This window comes from bacterium (assembly GCA_040755755.1).
Lineage (GTDB): Bacteria > SZUA-182 > SZUA-182 > DTGQ01 > DTGQ01 > DTGQ01.
In genome coordinates this window covers 1-20,966 of the sequence record JBFLZW010000078.1, presented here as the reverse complement: position 1 = coordinate 20,966, position 20,966 = coordinate 1, and the positions used below count along the sequence as shown (strand labels likewise).

The following is a 20,966-nucleotide window of genomic DNA, read 5'->3' as shown; positions in this document are numbered from 1 at the left end:
GAGATTGAACGGGAAAATGTATCTATTCGGTAAACAGTATAAATAACCTTTGACCAAAAATTATAGTTATGTTATTATATCTCACGTTTATTCATAGAACTTTTCCCATATAATGATCTTAATAAGCTGAAAAAGAGGCAGGAATGGAGAATATTTTACCCTCATTTTTTTCTGCTGCCGAAGCAGACCAGGGTTCAGGTTCCCCTTCGAAATCCTTTTGGCTTCTTCCGGTTTTCTGCTGTCTGTCAGCGGAAGCCGGATCATATCTCGTCTGCAATCTATCGCTGGAAATCGCCCGGCGCAATCGGAGTGTGTCAGTAATCGATTTTTGCCTGGAGCAGTCCAATGTACGGTATCTCATGGGCAATCTGGTTGATCTGAACAATGACTTCCCCCGCCAGGAGAAGATTTATCGCCCGGATCTCACAATTGAAAGTGTCAAGCTCTTCGGGTTTTCACGAGTTACCATTGTTACTCTGGCCATACCTGGAGAGCAGGCAGGCCCGCGGCAGATTATCAGGCGGATTTTCGCTGATCAGAGAGTAGGAGAATCGGACATTATCCTGATCAACCTGCCAAACGGTCCTGACGATTTGCCCCGGACCGATCCCTTCACGGACTTTCACCGGGCGATCTTCTTTCTCGATTCCCGGCCTGATTCCCTGCTGAGGACCTATTCCTGGATCAAAAAATCCCTCTCTTTCCGCACAAAATGCCTTATCGGCGCTGTCTCCCGACCGGATGAGAAAGCCGGTCTGTCGCGGCGGACAGCCGATAACCTGGAAAGGGTAATTTCGAAGTATCTCCCCATTGATCCGCAGATCCTCATGCCGGAAATCCCCTTTGACCAGGAAGCCCGGAGCTCGATAAAATCGAGAAGCCCTCTGGTTCTTTTGGGATCATCCTCGGTTTCCAGTCAGGCCCTCTCCGAGCTGAGTGAAAATCTTCTGGGAATACCATGAGCCGTTTACTCAGGTCCCTGCAAATTTCCGATCCGCAGACACTCATTGAGATCATCACCGAAGCGGTTGATGAAATTCAAAGCGGAGCAACTATTGTCGATACATCCCTCGGAAACGAGGAGTATGGCTGCATCGACCTGATTGCCGCCGACAGAAACAAGCGAGGGATACTCTTTTTCATTACTACCTCCAGTCTGGAGACCGATTTCCTTCGCCCGTTCAAGTGCCTGTGCTGGTATCGGGAAAACCGGCCCATACTCCAAAAACTGTATTCCGGTGTAATCGATATTGCCCTTCCTCCATCAATTTATTTTATCTCTCCCGCTTACTCTGACATCATCCGGAAGGTGCTCTTAAACCTGAAAGAGTATCATATTACCCTCCTGAAGTATACCTGTTTCCAGGATGGGGAGAGCATAAAAGTCTTTTTGGAAAAAATAGCCGCTCTTCCTGATGATACTTCCCTCCCCGAAATCCCATCCCTCAGAAACCAGTTGGAAAAATGGTTACGGACCAGCCAGTCAGACAACAGCCCCCGGAAATGTCCGTCTGACGACAGTCTCCAGACCAGCCAGCCTGACAGATCACCGCTCTATCCGCCTGATAAAACCCCAGCCGGAAAATCCGGGAAGCCAGCCTTTGATACAGCCAGGTTCCGCCAGGAGATTGGATTTGACATCTCGAACATCTCCGATGAGGAGCTGCACGACCTCCTCCTGGAATAGCGCAGCCATTGGTAATTTTTCCCTAAATCTTGGTCCCGCCTTCTTACCCCGGATATGCTATAATTATAAATGGAAAGGGTATATAAGTACCCCTGAGTTTAAGTTGTTTTTCAGGCTTAACTTAAGGAGAGGAGTGATTACCCCTATGAAGGCAGCTATCATTTTTACCGGTACAGGTCCAATCCTCATTATCACTACCTACAACAACCTTCTGGATGAAAATATAACCGCCAGGCTGCATGCTAAAGGGATGAAAAAGTACATCCTGTCTGAAGTCTCGGTGGAAAAATGCCGGGAATTGTACGGAAATCATTTTAACCTGGTAGTGGAAAACATGAATCCGGATGGAGATATGCGGGTCCTTGATTTTGATGGAAGCCGTATCTTTGTCAATTTTTCCTTCAAAGACATGGGAGAATTTATCCGGGTGGGGGAGTGACTGAGCCCAGGGTGAGGCTTATGATAACTGGCCTACCCTGGAGAAATCAAGAGGCAGGTGCACAGGGTCTCCAGCCCCTGCCACCCTTTAATAGGCGGGGTTAGAAAACCCCGCCTATCGGGAATTTGATAAACCTGCCTGGCCGAGGAGCCTGTCGGAAAGATGTCACGAAGAGCGAGAAGGGCGGGGCTTTTCGCCCCGCCAGATACCGTTGCCATAGGATGTGATGCCATCATCAGGGTCATCAGAGGTCGCGCCATCCAAGGTTACGGTTCATTTTTCCTCATGATAGTAATAGAGTAAAAGTTGCCTCACCTTCTCTTCCCTCAACATTTATATCTTGGGTGATTATATATGGGCTACCAGATTTTTTGCTTGACGATTTCGGTTGAAATCGATATGATTTAGAAGAGATAATAATATAACATTTTAGAAAGGAAAGAAATGGAAACAGAATATATGACCACTCAAGAAGTTATCCAGATTTTTAGGATAACCAAGGGAACATTACTTAAAATGATTCATGAAGGACGAATCAGGGCCTTTAAAGTGGGTAATGCATACCGCTTCAAAAAGGCTGAACTGGAAGAGGATTTAAGAGTAAACACTGAGAATCTAAAGGCGGCTGCAAGATGAGCACCAGTACACAGGTAATGGAGTTATTCAATATCTTCTCAAAGACTTACAGCAAAGAAGAAGCGCAAATCATTGTGAAAGATATTGAGGAACTGGTTGATACTAAAAATAAAGAACTGACAACAAAAGGAGACCTGCGTGAAGTAGAGCTTAAACTGACCAAAGAGATAGAATTAACCCGTAGAGAAATAGAATCGGTCAGGCTGGAAGTGGAAAAAGCAAAATCAAGCCTTGTCAAATGGTTTGCCGGTCTTTTGATCGCCTACACAGGGGTAATTGTTACCATACTTACGCTTTGGAAGTAAGTCATAGGTGATTGCATGGATGACTGGAAATGGATATTGATCTTTGTTTTTATGCTGCAAACCACAGGGCTTATCGGATGGCTTTTCCCTGTGCGCTTTGTGTCCTCTCTATGATTATAAATAAACAGCCTTGCAGTCCTCTCTGGCAATGAAGTTGATGAGCCTCACTGAGGCAGGATCGACATCTATTTCTTTCATCCCATAATTGCCTTCACCGAGAAGGCAAGCGGCTATACATGCCGTTGGCAACTCTAAACCGGCAATCGTAATATCCAATCCACATCCATTGAGTTTTAGAGGCCTGCTGGAGGCAGGCTCTTAAACTACCAGACAACTGGCCGCCTAATTCCCGCGCAGTGTACTAAGAATCAACTTCCGCCGCGATGCGGCAATGACAGCAAACAACTAATTGAAATATAACAATATCTTGTGTTTTTATAGAGTTATGCTATAATGATATCAGTGGAGTTGTAACTACTGAGGCAGAGAGGCTAGCTGTAGGCAGGCATTTAGGCTGTCAGGAAGAGGCAATGCGTCCCAACCTCAAAGAAAACTTTGAGACTACAGCTCATCAGCCTAACAGCCTATCAGGCTACAGGCTCAGCAACCTGAATAGTTACCTGGAGCCCAAAATACTCGGCAAGGGGGAAATTATGACTAAGGATATCGATATTAAAGAGATTGAGAAAGATATCAATAACTACCTGACCAAAAAGTACGGTCCCGGAATCAGGCTGGTCGGGTTCGGCCCCCGACCTGAACGGGAATCAGAGGACAAGGACAAGGGAGATGCCGGGGAGAAGGCGGATGAGCCGCTGCCCATCCACTTTGATATGAAGCCAAAGGAGCTGAAGGCATACCTTGATGAATACCTGGTCAAGCAGGATAAAGCAAAGGAGGTTTTGGCGACCAAGATCTGCACCCACTACAATCGCGTCAGGATGTTTGAGCTGAATCAACAGAAAAATCAGAATGAGAGTGTAGGTGAAATCAAAAATAACATCATTATGATCGGGCCTACGGGCGTGGGCAAGACTTTCCTGATAAAGCTGATTGCCAAAAAGATCGGTGTCCCCTTTGTCAAGGGAGATGCCACCAAGTTCAGCGAGACCGGGTATGTCGGAGGAGATGTGGAGGACCTGGTGCGGGACCTTGTCCATGAGGCCAACGGAGATATAGAGCTTGCCCAGTATGGGATCATTTACCTGGATGAAGTGGATAAGATTGCCTCCTCGACCAATCTGATTGGCCCGGATGTTTCCCGATCGGGTGTGCAGCGGGCTTTGCTCAAGCCGATGGAGGAAACCGAGGTGGAGCTCAGGACCCTTCAGGATCCGGTTTCCCAGATGGAAGCCATGATGGAATTTCAGAAAACCGGAAAGCGGGAGCGAAAAAGGATCAACACCCGGCATATCCTGTTCATCATGAGTGGGGCTTTTGCAGGACTGGAGGAGATCATCAAGAAAAGATTGAACCGGCAGGGCATGGGATTTGGTGCCGAGGTGAAATCAAAAGACGAAAAAACCGAATATCTGCGGCTGGTCAAGGCCGAAGATCTCATTCAATACGGGTTTGAATCGGAATTCATCGGCAGGCTGCCGGTGGTGACGGTTTTTGAGAACCTTGAGGTCGAGGACCTGTACCATATTCTGCGCAATCCGAAGAGCCCGATCATCACCAGCAAGAAGAAAGACTTCAAAGCCTATGGCATCGACCTTCAGTTCGAAGATGATGCCCTGCGGCTCATCGCGGAAAACGCTTTCAAAGAGCGGACCGGCGCACGGGGACTGGTGAGTGCCGTGGAGCGGGTCCTTTTGGGATCCGAGCATGTCCTTCCCTCTACCCCCATCCGCCACCTGGTCGTCACCGCGGCTATGGTGAACGATCCGGAAGCCGAGCTTCAGAAGATACTCCAAAACCCGGAGGATCAGCAGCGGGAAGCCCGTTTCAGAGTGCTCCTGGCAGAGGAGGAGCGAAGCCTTGAGGGGTCCATCAGGGAAAAGTGCGTGGAGTTCCATGAGCATTACGGCATCAATTTCTCTGACCAAAGGATCAGGCTCATCACCAGGCGGATTGTGGAAGAGCGCCGGGACCTTGATTCCGTGATCGATGAGGTGCTGGCTGTCTGTCATGCAGCCCGAAGCTTTGAGCAGGGCTTCTCCAGCCGGAATGAGGTGAAAATATCCCTCACGGAAGAAGCGATCGACTGCCTTATGGAAAGGGTCTGGAAGGATGAAATCAAGGTAAATCCGGAAGATTTCCTCAGACATGCCTTTCAGAACTACGAGCACGGGTTGAAACTCATCAACAAGAAAACCGGAACACGGGAGTTTCCCATTCCCGCAGCCGGAATGCAGGACCCGGAAAACTACCTGAGTGAATTGATCCGGGAGAGTTACAAGGATTAGCGATCACTCATTACTGGATGCTATTATCAGGAATGTCGAAAAAAACCGGGTCTGATAAGGGGGGACGCCAGCCGACAGCCTCTCGTATGGCTGAAAGCGCTACTTCCAGCTCTCTCAGGGAAGGCTCACGGGTAGTCAGTATCTGCATTTTGGAAACAGGGGTGGTAAGAAAAGAAAGCCATTTGCCTGACCCTCTTCTGGAGAGAACAGAGAGTATCTCATACGCCAGGCCCAGGAGCAGGAAGAAAAAGATAACAACGCCCATGGTCGAGCCAAACTGGTTGATAAATATCCGATAGGCAGATTCCGGAATCAGCAGCTCCAGCAGAATGAAAAAAGTGGCCAGGGTTGTCCCGCACCGGAAGGCAAAGCGGGGATGACGCATGGCAGCGGGTAAGATCAGATTATCTCCGGCCAGAAAAGTATTGATGACCTTATGTTCCGCCCCATGATATTTCAGGCTCCGATCACCGAGCACCAGAAAGAAAAACAGCCTGATGAGCAGAATCAGGATCACGACAAATATCCCCACCTGGAGCACGGGAGCGAGATTATCGAGCAGGGGAAGCACATAATACGAAAAGCTCAAATAGAACGCCAGAAACAACAGGCCGTGAATCAGCCGCTTTCCCCGTTGCAGGTCAACCAGCCCCTCTTTTGACAACCGTACCAGGTTTCTCCGTGCTAACAGAAAGACAAGCAGAAGTTGCCGGAAAACCATCAGGGAACGAAGGAAGGGTATCCGGTAAATAGATGAACGGCTTGAAGTATCCTGCGAGAAGGTTGCAATCTCTCCATTGTTGAGCCGGGTGGCAAAAGAGATTCGCGAACCATAGAGAATTCCTACCCCGAAACGGGAAGAAACCCCGCCAATCCTTGTTGTTGTACGTGCCAATGATAAACTCGTGTATTTTTTTACAATTTAGTCATAGAGTGAAAATATCCAGGGCCTTTCCCTGCCTGCAATTTCAGGCATGAGAAAAGCTGATGGAAAATTATTCATAGATTATACCTTCTTTACTGATAAAGTCAAACCAATCCTTCCTCCTGAATACTCGAGACTTCCAAAACGTCATTCCCGCGAAAGCGGGAATCTCTGTGCTATTTGGATAGCACGCCTGTCTTCAACTGATAGTCCCCATGATGTACTCTCTGGTCATCGGCTCCCGCGGGTTTTCGAAGATATCCCTGGCAGGTCCATGCTCTATGAGCTCACCGAAGTAGAGAAAGAGTACATAGTCAGCCAGTCTTCTGGCCTGGCGCAGAATATGGGTGACGATGACAATGGTGTATTTTTCCTTGAGAGCAAGAAATCTGCGCTCGATGTGCTGGCTCGATTTGGGGTCGAGGGCCGAGGTTGGTTCGTCGCCGAGGATGATTTCCGGCTCGACAGCCAGTCCCCTGGCCAGGCAGAGTCTCTGCTGCTGGCCAACTGAAAGCCTTGAGGCCGGTCCATGCAGCCTGTCCTTGACTTCATCCCAGAGGCTTAATTCCCTGAGATAATGCTCGACAATTGCATCCAGCCTCTTTTTATCTTTTATCCCATGTATCCGCGGGCCGAAGGCGACATTGTCGTAGATTGACATCGGCAGGGGATAGGGTTTTTGAGAGAGGAGCCCCATCTTTTTCCTGACCTCGGTTACTTCCATTTTCGGATCGAGGATATCCTCTCCATGTACCAGAACCTGACCGAACACTTTGACCCCATCCCCGGAATCCACCAGACGGTTGAAGGACCGCAGGAGCGTAGTCTTGCCGCAGCCGGAGGGGCCGATAATGGCGGTTATCTGTTTTTCAGGGATATCAACGGTGATATTTTTCAAGGCATGCTCATTGCCGTAGAACACATTGAGACTGCGCACACTTACATGGGGTCTTGATTCCATTATCATATTCTCCTAACGTAAGACATGTCTGGTAAATCTCCTGGTCAACACTCTGGTAACGATGCTGATAGCCAGAATCATCATGGTCAGAATAAAGGCTGAAGCATAGGCCCGGCCCTGGACTTCAGGGATAGGGGTCCCCACCTGAAAGAAAATGGCCAGGGGGAGAGTAGCTGCCGGGCGAAGCAGTGAAGTGGGAACATAATCCGTGAAGCCTGCGGTAAACATGACCGAGGCGGCATCCCCGATGCCTCTTCCGAAAGCGATCAGAACAGCGGTCAAAAGTCCGGGCAGGGTCTGCCTGACCACGACCTTCAGGGCAGCTTCAAGCTTTGTTGCCCCCAGGGAGTAGGATACCTCCAGAAGCTCTTCAGGCACCATTCTGACCACCTCATCCATAGTCCGGCTCATAATGGGCAGAATCAGGAGAGTTACCGCCAGAATTCCGCCCAGGAGCGAAGCCCTGAGCCCGAAATACAGCATGATGGCAAAACCGAACGCTCCGTAGACGATTGAGGGCACACCCCATAAAACGTCAAAGGAAAAGCGGGTAAAGGATGTCAGGCGGGATGATTCCCGGGCATAGATATTGAGATACAGTACCACCGGCAGGCTGATCATAATGGCCAGAAGGACCGCTCCTCCACCGATGGAGAGGGATCCGAGGATGGCATTCAGTATTCCGCCGCCCTGGCCAAGATAATAGCCGCCTTTGGGGGCCTGGGTAATCATGGCCAGGCTTAAGGTGGGCAGCCCCTTGACGATCACCGTAGCCAGGATAAGCACCAGGATTGCCAGAATGAACAGGGTAGATGCGATCATCAGAGCCTTGACTATCTTTTCTTCTATCCTTCTGCAGTCAATAACCTTTCCTGTGTCCATGCTCATTGAATACTCCTTTCAACTCTCATCAGAATGATCCGTGAGAGGACATTGAACAGCAAAACGATCAGCAGCAGGATGAGCGATGCCAGAAGAAGCGCTGAATCGTAGAGGGGGATGGACATCATTTCGCCATAGCTGTTGGCGATCAGTGCCGGCAGGGGGTAGGCAGGGCCAAGGAAGGATGATGGAACTCTGGCCACATTGCCTGCCACCATCAGAACGGCCATAGTCTCGCCAAAAGCCCTGGACAGGCCAAGAACAATGGCTGCGATCACTCCCGGCAGGGCCTTGCGCAGGACAACATGCTTTATGGTCTGCCACCTGGTCGCTCCCAGAGTCAGGGAAGCTTCTCTCATCTCGTGGGGTATTGATCTGAATACCTCGACTGAAACGTGAATGATCACCGGAAAGATCATGATGGCCAGAACCATACCGGCGGCCAGTACGCTGTAGCCGGTCGAGAAGGTCCCGAATGCCGGAGCAAGGTGATTTTTAATCAGCGGCACGATAACCAGGATACCCCAGAGCCCGAAGACCACGGATGGAATTCCGGCCAAAAGGTCGATGAGCGGCCTGGTCCAATCCCGCACTGCCCTGGGAGCGTACTCGGACAGGTAGATCGAGGTCAGAAGGCACAAGGGTACGGCGATCGTCACGGCCACCCCCGTTACCCAGAGGGTGCCCATGATGAACGGGAGAAAGCCGAACTCTCCCCGCAAAGGGTGCCAGGAGGTCGATAAGAGCAATTCGGTCAGCCTCTTCATGGCCAGGATCGGCCGTGATCTCTGGTAGAGCTGAAGGGCTATGAAAAACACCACCAGACTCGAACAGATGGTCAGAAGCAGCATCGAGGCGGCGGCCAGCTTATCTTTGATCAGCCTTTTGCCATGCAGGCCCACCAGCTCTGCCTGCTGATCAGGTATCGGTTGAGAAAAGGTGTAGGATGTATCCATGATCGTTTACCTTACCTTTCAAGCTTTTGGAGCTCTTCCCGGATTTTCTCCGGGGACAGGTTGATGTAGCCTGCTTCGGGAACAAATTTTTGCCCGTCAGTCATGACCCAGGTCATAAAGGCAGTGACCAGGTGCGTCTTCGGTTTGCCCTGAGAAACGAAATGCAGGTTCCTGGCAGGCGGGGAAGGGTATTTTCCGGTGGCTATGCCTTTGGCTATGGCATCCCGGTCCTGGTAAAAATTTTCATCCTCATCCAGACGGCCATTGCCGTTGATATCGATCGGCAGTACGCGGATCCCTTTGACCTGCGCTTTATTCTTGGCCTGATAGGCATAATTGATATTATTATAACCGATGCCCAGAGCATCGTTGCTGACCGCTTCAACCAGTCCAGGATCGCCGTAAACTCCGATACCCAGAAGGTCTTCCTGATTTTTTCCCAGATACTGGGCCCAGGTTTCCGCTGCTCCGCAGGAATCGGACCGGGTATAGACATGAATGGCATCCTTGCTGCTATCACCGGCCATCCTGCCGCCAATAACCTCGCTCCAGGTCTTAATCGTTCCGCTTACCCAGATACCGGCAAGGGCTTCCTTCCTGACGCCCTTGGCCAGGATATCTTTCAGGAGCGGATTCCGTTCGTTGATCGTCGGAACAACCGCATCCTTGACCACCGAGATCCAAAAAGCACCTTTCTGAATCTCCGCCGGATGAATATCCCGTGAAACCATGCCGATATCCACGATTCCGGCCAGAGCATCGGCCATCCCCTTACCCGCACCGCCAGCGGCGATATCAATCTTCACCTTGGGATGGATCTTCTGAAATTCCTCAGCCCATTTGACGGCCATAGGATACAGCGCCCAGGCCCCTGAGACAGCGATGGTGCCCTTCAACTCCCCTTCTTTGGGATCAATAACCGGCTCTCCTGACCTGGCCCCGCTCGCCAAAGCAATGATAAGGCCAAAAATACAAGCCGCAGCCAGTATGCTGCCGAATACTTTCTGTGCCGATTTCCCTGAATTTCCTGATTTCCTGTTCATAATGTTCCTCCTGACGGTTACGGTTAAGGTTTATTCTTAACACTCTCATAACACTCTAATCGGAGTGTTCATAATAATATTACTAATACCTGAGTTCATTTGTCAACTCAAAGTGGAAGAAAAAATCACTTTATGAATAATGCTCATGTCTCGCATCGGTGAGCGCACAAATTTCGCAAGCATTAATATCTCTCGTCATTCCCGCGAAGGCGGGAATCCAGTGCCTTTACTTCTGGATTCCCGTCTTCGCGGGAATGACAAAACAATAGCTCTGCTTATCTTTTCACCGATGCGAGACATGAGCGTACCCTTGATGTGCAACCCTGGTGGAATCTCTGATACAGCAGGCACACCTCCGGGATATCAATTCATGACTGCTCGAAGAGCTTTTTCCCAAAAATTATTTGTATTTTTCCGGATCTTACACTAAACTTTTAAGTAGTTGAGAAAGCGATGTCTTATCATCCCATCTAACAAATCAGGGAGAAAGCAATGTCACTTAAAAAACCACCGGCAGCAGGTATGATAATAACTCTTTTACTCTATTTAGGCATGATGTTCACTGCGTGTGGAGACAGCAGAGGAGGAAAAGGTCAGGAACCAACGAAAACAGAGGATCAGGATTTGGCTGAATCCCAAGTGACAGGAAAGCTCATTCTGCCGGAAAATTTCCCCTTATCCCCGGAGGATGTGCGCATCCTCACGAGCATCGACGACCATGTTGTTTCTGAAGATGGGGGGTTCTCCGTTCGCCAGCCCGGCGAAACACCGACCATGGCCATGGCCTTTGGTCCTGATGATGAACTCCTCTATTTTGGATATGTGAACACAGCAGGAGATGAAGTATCCAATGACCTCAACGCGCTTTCCACGGCATCGGCTCTCCTTTTCATGGAAACAGGAGCGTTTACCCTTCCTCAGGAAGAGTGGGGACATATCCTGAATCTAATCGAAGCTACCTCCGAAGCCCAGGGATTGGCATCGGTCATTGATGAGCGATTGAGTTTGGACACGCATGCCCTGGAGAATGGGGACAGCGTCATCGTGGCTGCTCTTAAAGAAGCTCGGGAATCCCTTGTCCCCCTGGCCAACCAGCGGTCCAAACAAACCAACAGTGGAGATGTATCGAAGAGATCGAAGGTTACTGAAACTGGTTTGGCGGATAAGTACTCCAGCATCAGATATTTTGCAATTCCACCGGCCATCGGCGTGATCAGCGCAAATCCCCAGTCAGGCATCCGCATGGGGCAGAATCCGGATGGTGACGGTCTTGTCATCACCAATGAATTCCGTCGCCATGTCTGGTTTTATATCTATCGTACCGGCTACAAAGATAAGAGCGGCATAGAGCACCCCTATTTCATTCGCGATTGGGTGACAGTGACGGATGGATATCTTTCTTCCACCACAGGCCTGACCGGTTCACTGGGCTCGGCCATCAGCACCCTCTGGGGCAGCATACCCTACGCGCCGGTTAATTCCGATCCGATTGATCTGATAACCGATCCCTCCGATGCCTTGGAGACATATTATTCTGCAGTCGTTGTGGGTCCGGGTTGGGCCTCGGATATTATTCCACCGGAAATCGCTGGCCATGCGGATTTAAAATCGTGGATAAATGCCAACGGGATGATGGGCGCTCTGACCTTTTTTAAGGATTTCCTCATACCTACGGTTTTTGCTTTCATACCTGTGGATGCGGTGAATTACATGACCGGCAGGCAGTTGGCGGAAGCATCCTTCGATATTATGGGTATGATCGTTTCAACCGGCTTTGACGTCACCACGGCCATTAGCGGGGGCGACTATTACGGTGCGCTGACCGGAACCATAACCAGTATTGCTACCAATCAATCGTTGCAGAAAAAACTGGGTGCTTATATTACAGCCAAGTTTTTAAAGAAATACGCATCAGTCAAAGCAACCGAAAATATTGGGAAAATGGTGGCCAAACTCAATGTGACCTTAAAGGCGGTTGATCTTCTTTTCTACGGTATAGATTTGTCTGCCGTCATTAAAGATCAAAAAGCAGCGGATCAATATGCTCACTTTCAAATCGTGGCCAAAAGCCCTCAGGTGCACGTTGAACCTGACCCGGCCTTTGTTCAGATTGATGATGAAATCCTACTCAATGCGGTTTTTACCGGTTCTCACTCCAAAGATCTTAAATATTACTGGAAAACGGAGGGCATATATGGGTTTTTGAAATCGGGCACAACCGAGGGAAAAATCATCGAAACTACCACGCCGAAGGTGATTTACCGTTCATCGCCCACCAGTAACGACGGGGACATGGAAACCATTGAGATATATGTATACCGCCTTACCTCCGTGTCTGGAGGTCTTGATTGGATTCAACTGGCAACCAACTCAATCGTGGTCACCATACGGGATTTAAAAACCGAGGGATACCCGGGAAGCACCGTAGGTGAAGCTGAATGTATTCCATCCGGCGAAGGCTGGGGCTGGCGTGTGTATGTAGAGTTTGATAAATTGACCGATCCGGCCCCTGTAAGCTACACCATTCATGGTGAAGGCTTTAATGATCCCTATTATTATGGAAATTCCTTAAATGCGACGGTAAGCATAGGCGGTTATAAGGTCTATGATCTTGGCTCCACCGTTCGTTACATGATCACCGGCGGAGGCGGAAGTGGGTGCCCGGATAATACCTCTATGCAAGAGAGCCTGAATTGGGGCCTGGGTCGATTCGAAGGAGCCGTCTGGACTATAACCCCAAACTACTAACTGAGCGGAAATGTGAAGCAGATAGAAATAGTGAAGGCTTTTGACCGTAGCCGGATCGCTAGCGGTTGGACACGCCAGGAGTTTATCCTGGATTGGTATCACCTCAAGCATAAATGCCGCGAACTGACCAATATGATCTGTCCCTCAGTTGAGATACCATTATGAGAAAAAGTGATTAAGGGTGGAGGGGCGTGAAGGAAGGGGTCAGTATTCTTCTCCCGCTCGTCAGGCGATGCGCTTTCCCCGGCTCATATCGTTCGGTGTATCGTCAAACACCTCGATTACATGATACACGCAGACTATCCGCTCTCCCGGCCCGCTGTGGATGAAGTCATGAATGGCATTGACATAGGCGATCATGTCCTTTTCCGGCCCGGACAGTCCTGGATTTTTCGGGTGCAGGAGCTGGGGCACGGCCCGGATTTCAAAGGTGGGAAAGGCAAGGAATGAGGCCGAGACAATCGGATTGACCATCATATTGAGAAAGGTGTGGGTCTGGAAATCGGGTGAGGTGAAAATCTCCAGCGAGACCTGTTTGGTGCGGTCAAAGTTCGAAGCATTATTATGGTAGAATTCAGCGAGAAATCTCACCTTGGCCTGAATTTCCCTGGCTGGATCACCGGCTGTATCCTGCTCGATCCTCAATCGCTCCCCGGTGATCTTGTGGACCGTTTCAGCCAGCTTTGCAGCATGCACCGAAAATCCCATTCCCTTATAGGCTGTATTGAGCGATATGGCCGAATCACGGCAGGGGCCGCCGTAGGTGGCCACGCAGGCGTTGTGCGATCCGGCCAGATCCCGCGGATCTATCCCGCCAAAGTCGAGCATCCTTGAAAGGCGCGCCAGCCGCGCTCTGAGACTCCAGTCCACAAACCGTTCAGGCAGCTCGACCACCGCGAACTCCCGCCACGAGCCATCAACACGGGCACGGATGATCCCCTCGGCCAGCCGACTGGTATCTACCGCCTCATGGACGATAAACCCCTCCTTATGCCACCATGAGCCGGGATCTGCCGAAGGTGCCTGGCCGCTGTGCGGCTGATGATAGCCGGGGCTGCCCGGACGGCTGTTGCATCCGGCTGTGAGCCCGCCGGCAGCCATGAGAGCCGCCGAGGATTTCCAGAGGAAATCCCTGCGGGAGATTAACTTGCCATCCTGCTGCTGTTTATCCTGGTCAGACATCACTCTCTCTCTGATCGGACTATATTCGTGCTTTTGCACCCCTTCGGATAATTCTGAGATTTCCCTTGAGAACCACTATTATTTATATAGGTGAGATTAACACAACTTCTGTCAATCTGTCCATCCATTTCGCTCATATCCGATAGTCAACATCCTTAAAGGGCACAGAGGCACAAAGGCAAGACAACTTTGTGCCTCTGTGCCTTTGCCCCTCTGCCCCTTTGAGTTACCAAACCATAAGCTCCCGTGCAGCACTCTTCTGATGGATAGCTTTATCGATCAAGGAATTCCTAGAGTTGATATTGCCCGCTGCTAAGGCCAGTTTCTCAAACTGTCCGGCTTTCTCCAGAAGCAATACGGCATCCGGGTGTAAAAAGGCTCCGCCTCTGAGGACCTCGATGGCATCCTCGGTCTCGGAAATCGCGATTTTCAGGAGTTTCATCCCTCTGCAAAGATTCGCACCTTTGGCACGGGTATCGTAACTGTCAGAGGAGCGGATATTATCCAGGACATTGATTACCCGAAGGAAGGCAGCAACTGCCTGGACCTGGGTGGATTCCAGCTTGACCAGCCCCTGGTGTGTGCTTCCACTGGGCGAGTTATTAAAGGCATCATCGTTGAAGAAGCCGACCGCACCTTCAATCGTATTGATCGAATTATTATGGAAAAAGGGCGGAGTGTCTGCCGCCTCGATCAGCGAGGTGATATTGAAGGTACCATCGCCAAAGCCCCCATGAGGACCGGGATCCTCCTGGCCGAATCCGCCATCCACGGGGATAGTGGGATCGATGAGCCTGGCTGGCTGGTCTTCCATAACCTCAACGCCGGTGTTGCGATTATCGTTAAAGAAAGTTGAGGTGCTGTTCGCTCCGGCATTCCCATGACAACGCTGACACTTGCCAGCCCGGGGATCATCAAAGGTTCTATCCAGAAAGGTCTCTTTACCAAGCTCTGCTATCTCTGATTTTAAATGGAGCGCTTCCAGGTCGAGTTCCTCCTGGCGGCCCAGGGAGAGCTGAAAGGCTTCCAGGGCATCCAGCTCACTATTGGTTGGCAGTCTGAAATCTCTTCCCTCAACCCGATCCAGGGTTTTCGTGAAATGCTGCCGTACTGCACCGATTGCAAATTCCCTCAAAGAACCTGTCCCCGGGGCGCCGTCACCTCCCCAGCCAGTCCTCTGCACCGGAAATTCTCCAGGTTGAGCGGGGTTTGACAGGATGGTATTTGACAGGCCAAGTAAATGGGGAACGCCGCGCATGACGAATATATTGGTTGGATCACTGAATCCGTCCACATTTTCGAGGATCAGGGCAAACTTCCGCAGCAATTCCGGTTTTTCAAGCTCGGCCAGGTTTGGGTTATGCTCGGCAATAAAAAGCGGATCTCTCGGCGGCAATGTTGCGATATAGGCCGGATCAAGAGTAAAATTATTGGTGGCCGGATGGCATGTTCCGCAGGTTCGGCCATTTCCTTCGAATGTCTCGGTAAAGAAAAGTTGTTCACCCCGGTCGATGAGTGGTTTAAGACAGTTCAATACTGCTGTTCCTCCATCTTCTCCAAAATCCGCATAGGCCGGGGAGGGAACGAAAAACCGGCAGGCAGCACAGGAGAGAGCGCTGCCCGTCGAGGTTGCATCCGGCAACCCTTCGGCTTTGCCGAGCATAGCCAGCCGACCGGAGATTTCGCTGTAATAGAGCTTTTGGAAAAGGCTGGGTGAACCAAAGAGCAAACCGTTTCGGTCTGGGGACTGGCCGGTTCTGGCCACGACTATATGCTCTATTTCAAGTCCTGCCGGAACCTTGAAGCCGGCTTGAACCTGAAGCCGGGCCTTGCCGCCCTCGCCTTTCAAGGTGCCAAGGTTTATCGTATCCTGCGCTCTATCCTGGCCGGTGCAGGGTTTCTGGCTGTATGCCGGGTCAGGACGACGGCCAATCATCCAGACATCAAATGTTTCCTTTTCAGGCAGGCCGGATATATTGACGCAGACCGAGCCGTCAATCAGATTGATTACTGCCTGTCCCCTTGCCCTGGTAAACATGACTGACCGGCCCTTGGAATAGCCAAGTGACAGGGCCAGATTTTGCTCCCCTCCAGCCCGTGTCCACAATACCTTCCAGTGATTGTAAGTGGCCAGAAGCTTTTGGGCATTCCCAATGCCGACAGCCTCATACCGGTCATTTTCCGTTGCTGGCTTACGGCTGTGATAGGCCCGCCATTGGAATGCACCGATAATTGCGATAAGTACCATAAAAATTATACCTGGTGCTTTTTTATTCATGAGTTTCATAACCGTCCTCCTTTTTTCATAGATACAAACAAACCGATCATTAATTACGGATGGAGCTGTGTTGACTTACCCTGGATGGTTTTCCTACGGAGAGAATAAGCTCATGGTTTTCACCCCCTTTCCTTGAAAACCTGGTGAGAAACTCATGGTAGTCTCTTAAGACAAGCATACGCGTAATAGTGAGCAGCCTGGCCAATAAAGGGAGGAGCCCATAGTATCGGGGGATGAGACTGCTTTATTTCCGGAATATTTCCATCTTGTTTGCTGCCCAATACTAAAATATAAGAATATTTGTGATTATCAGACGATATGCTTAAACTTTATATTACGGAATTTTAATATAATATTTAGTTTTTGAAGATTTAATTATGAAGAATGGAATGAGGGACGAAGAGGCACTCAATGGTTAGAAGATTTGTAACTGCTCAGGCACAAAGGGGCAAAGGTAACCTTGTGCCTCTGTGCCTGAATAGTTACGAAGATTTTAAGATACGTTCATTCATACCCATTGGGGTTTGAAGACTGCCATCGCCAGGTATCGGCGCACATTTCATCGATTCCTCGGACTGCGAACCAGCCCAGCTCACGTTCGGCTTTTGATGGATCGGCGTAGCAGGTGGCAATATCCCCCGGTCTGCGGTCAGCTATCCGGTAAGGGATCTTTCTTCCCGAAGCCCGCTCGAAGGCTTCGATCACTTCAAGAACGCTGTATCCCCGGCCAGTGCCAAGATTGTAGGTGACCACACCGGGCTTTTCAGTCAGTTTCTCCAGTGCCTTGAGGTGACCGGCAGCCAGATCGACCACATGGATATAGTCCCGGATGCCCGTGCCGTCACGGGTCGGGTAATCGTTTCCGAATACGGACAACTCGGAGAGCTTGCCGACTGCCACCTGGGAAATATAGGGCAGGAGATTATTGGGGATACCGTTCGGGGACTCTCCAATCCTCCCGCTCGGATGCGCCCCTACCGGATTGAAGTAGCGCAGGAGGGCAATATTCCAGCTCCTGTCCGCACGATGGACATCTCTCAGGATGTCCTCGATCATCAGCTTTGACCGTCCGTACGGATTGGTTGCCGAAAGAGGGAAATCCTCGGTAATCGGGACCCTGGCCGGATCTCCATAGACCGTGGCGGATGAGCTGAAAACCAGGTTTTTAACCTTGTGCTCTGTCATAACCTCAAGCAGCACCAGCGTTCCGGTGACATTGTTATGATAGTAGCGCAAAGGCATGGCTACCGACTCTCCGACCGCCTTGAGACCGGCAAAATGAACGACCGCATCGATCCGGGAATGGTCGAAAACAGCGGCCAGGGGCTCCCTGTCGAGCAGATCGACCTTATGGAACTGAAGTGCCTTGCCGCTCAGCTGCTGGACCCTCTTTAAAGATTCCTCCTGGCTGTTCGAAAGATTATCCACTACAATAATCTCGTATCCAGCCTGCAACAGCTCCCAGCAGGTGTGACTGCCGATATAGCCTGCTCCACCGGTAACTAATATTCTCATGTATCCTCCCTCAGCTTTATCTGTTTCCACTGCTCGGCCTGCACAGCAGCCGCCTTCATCCTTGTGTATTACTATATCACAGGTGGAAAGCAGATGTATAGTTACCTAATTGATAGAATCTCATAGAAAATCCATCAATCAAGTTTGGAAACCGGCACCATATCGTCCGGTGGTAAAACGAGTCAAAATATTCAGTGAGCCTACAATGTCGGCCTGTTCTGAGTACCCACACCTCAGACACTTGAAATTTTCTCCGACTCGATTACCCCGCTCAGTATGGGAACATGCGGGGCATGTCCGACTGGTTTTACAGGGATTGACCGACCGGAAGAAAACACGGTTTTCCTCACAGCGCATCTGCAATATATTCAGCAACTCCCGATAATTCCAGTTACTGAGCGTCTTTCGGAATGCTTTCCCTCTCTTGGGTTGTTTGCCTTTTTTGAGGTCTTGTAATTTTTCTACCACTACCAGCTTCAAACTTTTCCAGGGTAAACTATCCTTGACGATCTTGTGAAGATAGTAAGAAAGGGTTTTCTTGGCTCGAATATAGGCCCTGGAATTTTGCTTCTTACGTTTGATACTGTCTATGAGTGGCTTGACCTCGGAACCAATCAATTCCTTGTCTGAAGTAGCCAGAAGGTGATTAATCCCCACATCCACTCCAATGGATTTGCCTTCCGTCTTCTTAGGCCCGGTTTCCTTTTCAAAAGAGAATTGAACATAGTCCCGATGAATTATCACGGTGTTTGATATTTTCCATTCACGAAACCAATTAAAATGGCGGTGGCGCTTAAGTGGGATATGGAGTTTGATGCTGTTTCCAACAGAGGAGAGAACCAACCATAGATCAAAAGAATTGCGCCCCTTCTCAATGGCCACAATTTGAGCTGAAAGTGTCATTTTCCTGCCGCTATGAACCGGCCTAATTGGATCTTCCCCTCTGGCTATCGCTTTCTTTCTGGCTCCATTGACCATGCCGAGAGCTTCACGGGCAGCGCATTGGCGCATTCGGGCAGACAGCCAGGATGCGGCAAGATTGGTGATCTCTTTGGTGAGGCCGCTGATTTTGAAATCCTTATCCCAAAACATCACGATGAATATATTGACCAAACGAGAATATTCATCCATGATGCCATACAGGATATCCCGTTTCTTTTGAGTTAAAAACTTCAAACTTGTCTTACTTGACCGTGTTATTTTCATCTTCCAGCGCCTTGATTAACTTCTCAGTTTTTCGTTTGCTTCGCCTCAGGCCATATAACTTTGCTGTAAAGCAGGTAACCAAGCTTACAAAATCCTGCATCAGGTCTTCCTTGTCATTAGCTGCTTCATTTATCACTTCAATCTGGCAATTCTTCGACTTCATGAACAAATTGATATAGTTAAACCCAAAACGGGTAAGACGATCCTGATGTTCAACAATAATTTTACTTACTTCCTGATCTTCCAGGAGTTTTACTCACTTTGGACGTTTATCATTTAAGCCGGAAGCACGTTCTTTTACGATCCGTTTAACCTTGTATCCTTTCGCATTGCAGTAAGCCACTAATCTGTCTGCTTGAGAATCAAGATTCTTCTTATTCTCGGACGAAGAAACACGAGCATAACAGACAACATATTCAGGTTTAATGTTTTCATCTGGAATCAGGATTTTTCCGTATTCGTTTTTGAATGCGCCAGGAATCTTCCCTTCCTTGAAATGGTTCCAGGCGGTGCGATAATGAATCCTGTTTTCCTTTGCATATTCAACTAATGTCTTCATCTTTTCTCCAATAGAATAAATCGAAATAAATTCTATTGGATTCTATTAAATAAGTCAATTAATTTGATACACGAAGATTTATACCTGGTGTCATTCCGACATGAGATCGAAGGCAGGCAGGGAGAGGGGTGACATCCAGGGGATTACCACCGCCGGGATTTCACCGAGGAACCGGCCGGTCTTCCGGTTATAAAATCTTATGGTATAAGCTCCGGGAGATAAACCGGCAATGGTGGCTGTAATATCATACCTGCACAGGCAGCGGCATCCGTCACCATCCAGTTTCTCCTCCTCGAAAATCCAGATGATTCCATCCGCCATATTCAGGGTAACGGTAATCTCTTCAAGACAGCAATTATATACGGCATTTCGGTGCACGAGATACAGCAGACGGTCCCGGTAATCAGCGGCAAATTCCTCCCTCTCTTCTTCAGCTCCCCGGCCTGAGTCTTCTTTACAGCCGCTGTTCTGGTAATCCCGGATAGAGGCATCCGAAGCCCCTGCCGGCATAATCCTGACTTGAGTGGACGAAGCACAACCCACATTGTTGGCAGGGATTAAAACAGCCCTGATCCAGTAGATGCCGGGGGGGACAGGCAGGCCATGATAATCCTTCTGGTCCCATGGTATCTGGAATTTTTGGGTCTCGTTCGGACCCAATTCTATGGTGGTCAGGTCTCTGAGATCATCAGGATCCGAAGAAAGCCTCCAGACCCTGATACCCGAAGAATTTCTGATTACTACCTCAAATCCCCGGCCGCCGGTGAAATCGAGCGTAACCGGCCGGTTCCCCGGATTAGTCACCTCGAAGGTTATCTCGACCGGCTGCCCGTGTGGATAAACCGACTGGTCAGTTGTAACGGCAGAATGCAGCCTGGCTATTCCCAGGATACGGGAAGCGGAAGGGAAAAAAACAGCGTGCAGGTTACCGGAACCTGCCAGAACGCCTGCCAGCATCACGATGATAATCACTACAGCCAAGATGTGTCTTTTCATATTATTGTCCCCATGTTCGAGATTTGAGATGTGAATTTTGCCGGGTGGCTATTGTATCGGCATTTCTCACGTTATCCCCCTCACCCCGGCATTCTCCCCTGGAGGGGGGATAGGGAGAATGGCACTTACATAAGAATTAGTAATTCTCCCGCAGAGACGCTGAGACGCAGAGGATATCATTGAAAAGTAAAAGTAAAATAAGTTCCTCCTTGTGCCTTTTTACTTTTTGCTTGCTTCCAG

19 protein-coding genes and 1 pseudogene are annotated in these 20,966 nt (G+C 49.6%); 7 read left to right on the top strand and 13 right to left on the bottom strand.

What is annotated here, in order from left to right; genetic code table 11:
• Positions 1 to 143 precede the first annotated feature (143 nt).
• The 3 genes from AB1611_20625 to AB1611_20615 all read left to right on the top strand — a co-directional run bounded on the left by AB1611_20625 (position 144) and on the right by AB1611_20615 (position 2,126).
• Complete coding sequence (locus AB1611_20625; GenBank protein ID MEW6381988.1) at positions 144 to 962, top strand: hypothetical protein; 819 nt, start codon at positions 144 to 146, stop codon at positions 960 to 962.
• Positions 959 to 1,687 (top strand): hypothetical protein, encoded by a 729-nt coding sequence (locus tag AB1611_20620; protein ID MEW6381987.1) that lies wholly within the window; start codon positions 959 to 961, stop codon positions 1,685 to 1,687. Before AB1611_20625 ends, AB1611_20620 begins: the two co-directional genes overlap by 4 nt.
• Before the next feature lie 145 nt (positions 1,688 to 1,832).
• Positions 1,833 to 2,126, top strand: a complete 294-nt coding sequence (locus tag AB1611_20615) for a hypothetical protein (protein MEW6381986.1) — start codon at positions 1,833 to 1,835, stop codon at positions 2,124 to 2,126.
• Between the two features lie 32 nt (positions 2,127 to 2,158).
• Here the strand turns inward: AB1611_20615 and AB1611_20610 are convergent, their stop codons facing one another.
• Entirely contained in the window at positions 2,159 to 2,386 is a 228-nt protein-coding gene (locus tag AB1611_20610; GenBank protein MEW6381985.1) for a hypothetical protein, read from the bottom strand.
• 199 nt (positions 2,387 to 2,585) lie between these two features.
• Between AB1611_20610 and AB1611_20605 the strand changes: the two genes are divergently transcribed.
• Positions 2,586 to 2,762 (top strand): helix-turn-helix domain-containing protein, encoded by a 177-nt coding sequence (locus AB1611_20605; GenBank protein MEW6381984.1) that lies wholly within the window; start codon positions 2,586 to 2,588, stop codon positions 2,760 to 2,762.
• Positions 2,759 to 3,067: a hypothetical protein gene (locus AB1611_20600; GenBank protein ID MEW6381983.1), complete on the top strand. Its 309-nt coding sequence runs from the start codon at positions 2,759 to 2,761 to the stop codon at positions 3,065 to 3,067. Before AB1611_20605 ends, AB1611_20600 begins: the two co-directional genes overlap by 4 nt.
• Before the next feature lie 114 nt (positions 3,068 to 3,181).
• On the opposite strand, the gene AB1611_20595 is transcribed toward AB1611_20600, so the two are convergent.
• Complete coding sequence (locus AB1611_20595; GenBank protein MEW6381982.1) at positions 3,182 to 3,343, bottom strand: hypothetical protein; 162 nt, start codon at positions 3,341 to 3,343, stop codon at positions 3,182 to 3,184.
• Between the two features lie 254 nt (positions 3,344 to 3,597).
• Between AB1611_20595 and AB1611_20590 the strand changes: the two genes are divergently transcribed.
• Positions 3,598 to 5,475: an AAA family ATPase gene (locus AB1611_20590; protein MEW6381981.1), complete on the top strand. Its 1,878-nt coding sequence runs from the start codon at positions 3,598 to 3,600 to the stop codon at positions 5,473 to 5,475.
• 10 nt (positions 5,476 to 5,485) lie between these two features.
• Here the strand turns inward: AB1611_20590 and AB1611_20585 are convergent, their stop codons facing one another.
• The 5 genes from AB1611_20585 to AB1611_20565 form a co-directional block, all read right to left on the bottom strand.
• On the bottom strand, positions 5,486 to 6,370 hold the full coding sequence (locus AB1611_20585; GenBank protein ID MEW6381980.1) for a DUF1385 domain-containing protein: 885 nt from the start codon (positions 6,368 to 6,370) through the stop codon (positions 5,486 to 5,488).
• Positions 6,371 to 6,599: 229 nt separating this feature from the next.
• Positions 6,600 to 7,361 carry a phosphate ABC transporter ATP-binding protein gene (locus tag AB1611_20580; GenBank protein ID MEW6381979.1) on the bottom strand — a complete coding sequence of 254 codons (762 nt, stop codon included), beginning with the start codon at positions 7,359 to 7,361 and terminating at the stop codon, positions 6,600 to 6,602.
• Positions 7,362 to 7,373: 12 nt separating this feature from the next.
• Positions 7,374 to 8,249 (bottom strand): ABC transporter permease subunit, encoded by an 876-nt coding sequence (locus tag AB1611_20575; protein MEW6381978.1) that lies wholly within the window; start codon positions 8,247 to 8,249, stop codon positions 7,374 to 7,376.
• Positions 8,246 to 9,199 (bottom strand): phosphate ABC transporter permease subunit PstC, encoded by a 954-nt coding sequence (gene pstC / locus AB1611_20570; protein ID MEW6381977.1) that lies wholly within the window; start codon positions 9,197 to 9,199, stop codon positions 8,246 to 8,248. The genes AB1611_20575 and pstC overlap by 4 nt, the downstream gene beginning before the upstream one ends.
• An 11-nt stretch (positions 9,200 to 9,210) precedes the next feature.
• On the bottom strand, positions 9,211 to 10,242 hold the full coding sequence (locus tag AB1611_20565; protein ID MEW6381976.1) for a PstS family phosphate ABC transporter substrate-binding protein: 1,032 nt from the start codon (positions 10,240 to 10,242) through the stop codon (positions 9,211 to 9,213).
• Between the two features lie 492 nt (positions 10,243 to 10,734).
• Here AB1611_20565 and AB1611_20560 point away from each other — a divergent pair, with 492 nt between their 5' ends.
• Positions 10,735 to 12,990 carry a hypothetical protein gene (locus tag AB1611_20560; GenBank protein MEW6381975.1) on the top strand — a complete coding sequence of 752 codons (2,256 nt, stop codon included), beginning with the start codon at positions 10,735 to 10,737 and terminating at the stop codon, positions 12,988 to 12,990.
• Between the two features lie 225 nt (positions 12,991 to 13,215).
• Here AB1611_20560 and AB1611_20555 read toward each other — a convergent pair whose 3' ends face one another.
• From AB1611_20555 to AB1611_20530, 6 genes and pseudogenes are all read right to left on the bottom strand, one after another.
• Positions 13,216 to 14,211 carry a twin-arginine translocation signal domain-containing protein gene (locus AB1611_20555; GenBank protein MEW6381974.1) on the bottom strand — a complete coding sequence of 332 codons (996 nt, stop codon included), beginning with the start codon at positions 14,209 to 14,211 and terminating at the stop codon, positions 13,216 to 13,218.
• 187 nt (positions 14,212 to 14,398) lie between these two features.
• The gene (locus AB1611_20550) at positions 14,399 to 16,420 is read right to left on the bottom strand and encodes a hypothetical protein (GenBank protein MEW6381973.1); all 2,022 of its coding nucleotides are present in this window, start codon (positions 16,418 to 16,420) and stop codon (positions 14,399 to 14,401) included.
• A gap of 534 nt (positions 16,421 to 16,954) precedes the next feature.
• On the bottom strand, positions 16,955 to 17,965 hold the full coding sequence (galE, locus tag AB1611_20545) for a UDP-glucose 4-epimerase GalE (protein MEW6381972.1): 1,011 nt from the start codon (positions 17,963 to 17,965) through the stop codon (positions 16,955 to 16,957).
• A gap of 138 nt (positions 17,966 to 18,103) precedes the next feature.
• Entirely contained in the window at positions 18,104 to 19,141 is a 1,038-nt protein-coding gene (locus AB1611_20540; protein ID MEW6381971.1) for a transposase, read from the bottom strand.
• Positions 19,142 to 19,148: 7 nt separating this feature from the next.
• Positions 19,149 to 19,730, bottom strand: a pseudogene (locus AB1611_20535) (IS607 family transposase).
• A 90-nt stretch (positions 19,731 to 19,820) separates the two neighbouring features.
• Positions 19,821 to 20,726 carry a BsuPI-related putative proteinase inhibitor gene (locus AB1611_20530; GenBank protein ID MEW6381970.1) on the bottom strand — a complete coding sequence of 302 codons (906 nt, stop codon included), beginning with the start codon at positions 20,724 to 20,726 and terminating at the stop codon, positions 19,821 to 19,823.
• Positions 20,727 to 20,966 lie beyond the last annotated feature (240 nt).

What these genes read in the sequence shown, in the direction of transcription:
- AB1611_20550 (MEW6381973.1), bottom strand. Translation starts at nt 16,420, where the DNA reads ATGGTACTTATCGCAATTATCGGTGCATTCCAATGGCGGGCCTATCAC.
- AB1611_20530 (MEW6381970.1), bottom strand. Translation starts at nt 20,726, where the DNA reads ATGAAAAGACACATCTTGGCTGTAGTGATTATCATCGTGATGCTGGCA.
- AB1611_20620 (MEW6381987.1), top strand. Translation starts at nt 959, where the DNA reads ATGAGCCGTTTACTCAGGTCCCTGCAAATTTCCGATCCGCAGACACTC.
- AB1611_20575 (MEW6381978.1), bottom strand. Translation starts at nt 8,249, where the DNA reads ATGAGCATGGACACAGGAAAGGTTATTGACTGCAGAAGGATAGAAGAA.
- AB1611_20580 (MEW6381979.1), bottom strand. Translation starts at nt 7,361, where the DNA reads ATGGAATCAAGACCCCATGTAAGTGTGCGCAGTCTCAATGTGTTCTAC.
- AB1611_20600 (MEW6381983.1), top strand. Translation starts at nt 2,759, where the DNA reads ATGAGCACCAGTACACAGGTAATGGAGTTATTCAATATCTTCTCAAAG.
- AB1611_20605 (MEW6381984.1), top strand. Translation starts at nt 2,586, where the DNA reads ATGACCACTCAAGAAGTTATCCAGATTTTTAGGATAACCAAGGGAACA.
- galE (MEW6381972.1), bottom strand. Translation starts at nt 17,965, where the DNA reads ATGAGAATATTAGTTACCGGTGGAGCAGGCTATATCGGCAGTCACACC.
- AB1611_20565 (MEW6381976.1), bottom strand. Translation starts at nt 10,242, where the DNA reads ATGAACAGGAAATCAGGAAATTCAGGGAAATCGGCACAGAAAGTATTC.
- AB1611_20610 (MEW6381985.1), bottom strand. Translation starts at nt 2,386, where the DNA reads ATGGCGCGACCTCTGATGACCCTGATGATGGCATCACATCCTATGGCA.
- AB1611_20625 (MEW6381988.1), top strand. Translation starts at nt 144, where the DNA reads ATGGAGAATATTTTACCCTCATTTTTTTCTGCTGCCGAAGCAGACCAG.
- pstC (MEW6381977.1), bottom strand. Translation starts at nt 9,199, where the DNA reads ATGGATACATCCTACACCTTTTCTCAACCGATACCTGATCAGCAGGCA.
- AB1611_20560 (MEW6381975.1), top strand. Translation starts at nt 10,735, where the DNA reads ATGTCACTTAAAAAACCACCGGCAGCAGGTATGATAATAACTCTTTTA.
- AB1611_20615 (MEW6381986.1), top strand. Translation starts at nt 1,833, where the DNA reads ATGAAGGCAGCTATCATTTTTACCGGTACAGGTCCAATCCTCATTATC.
- AB1611_20590 (MEW6381981.1), top strand. Translation starts at nt 3,598, where the DNA reads ATGCGTCCCAACCTCAAAGAAAACTTTGAGACTACAGCTCATCAGCCT.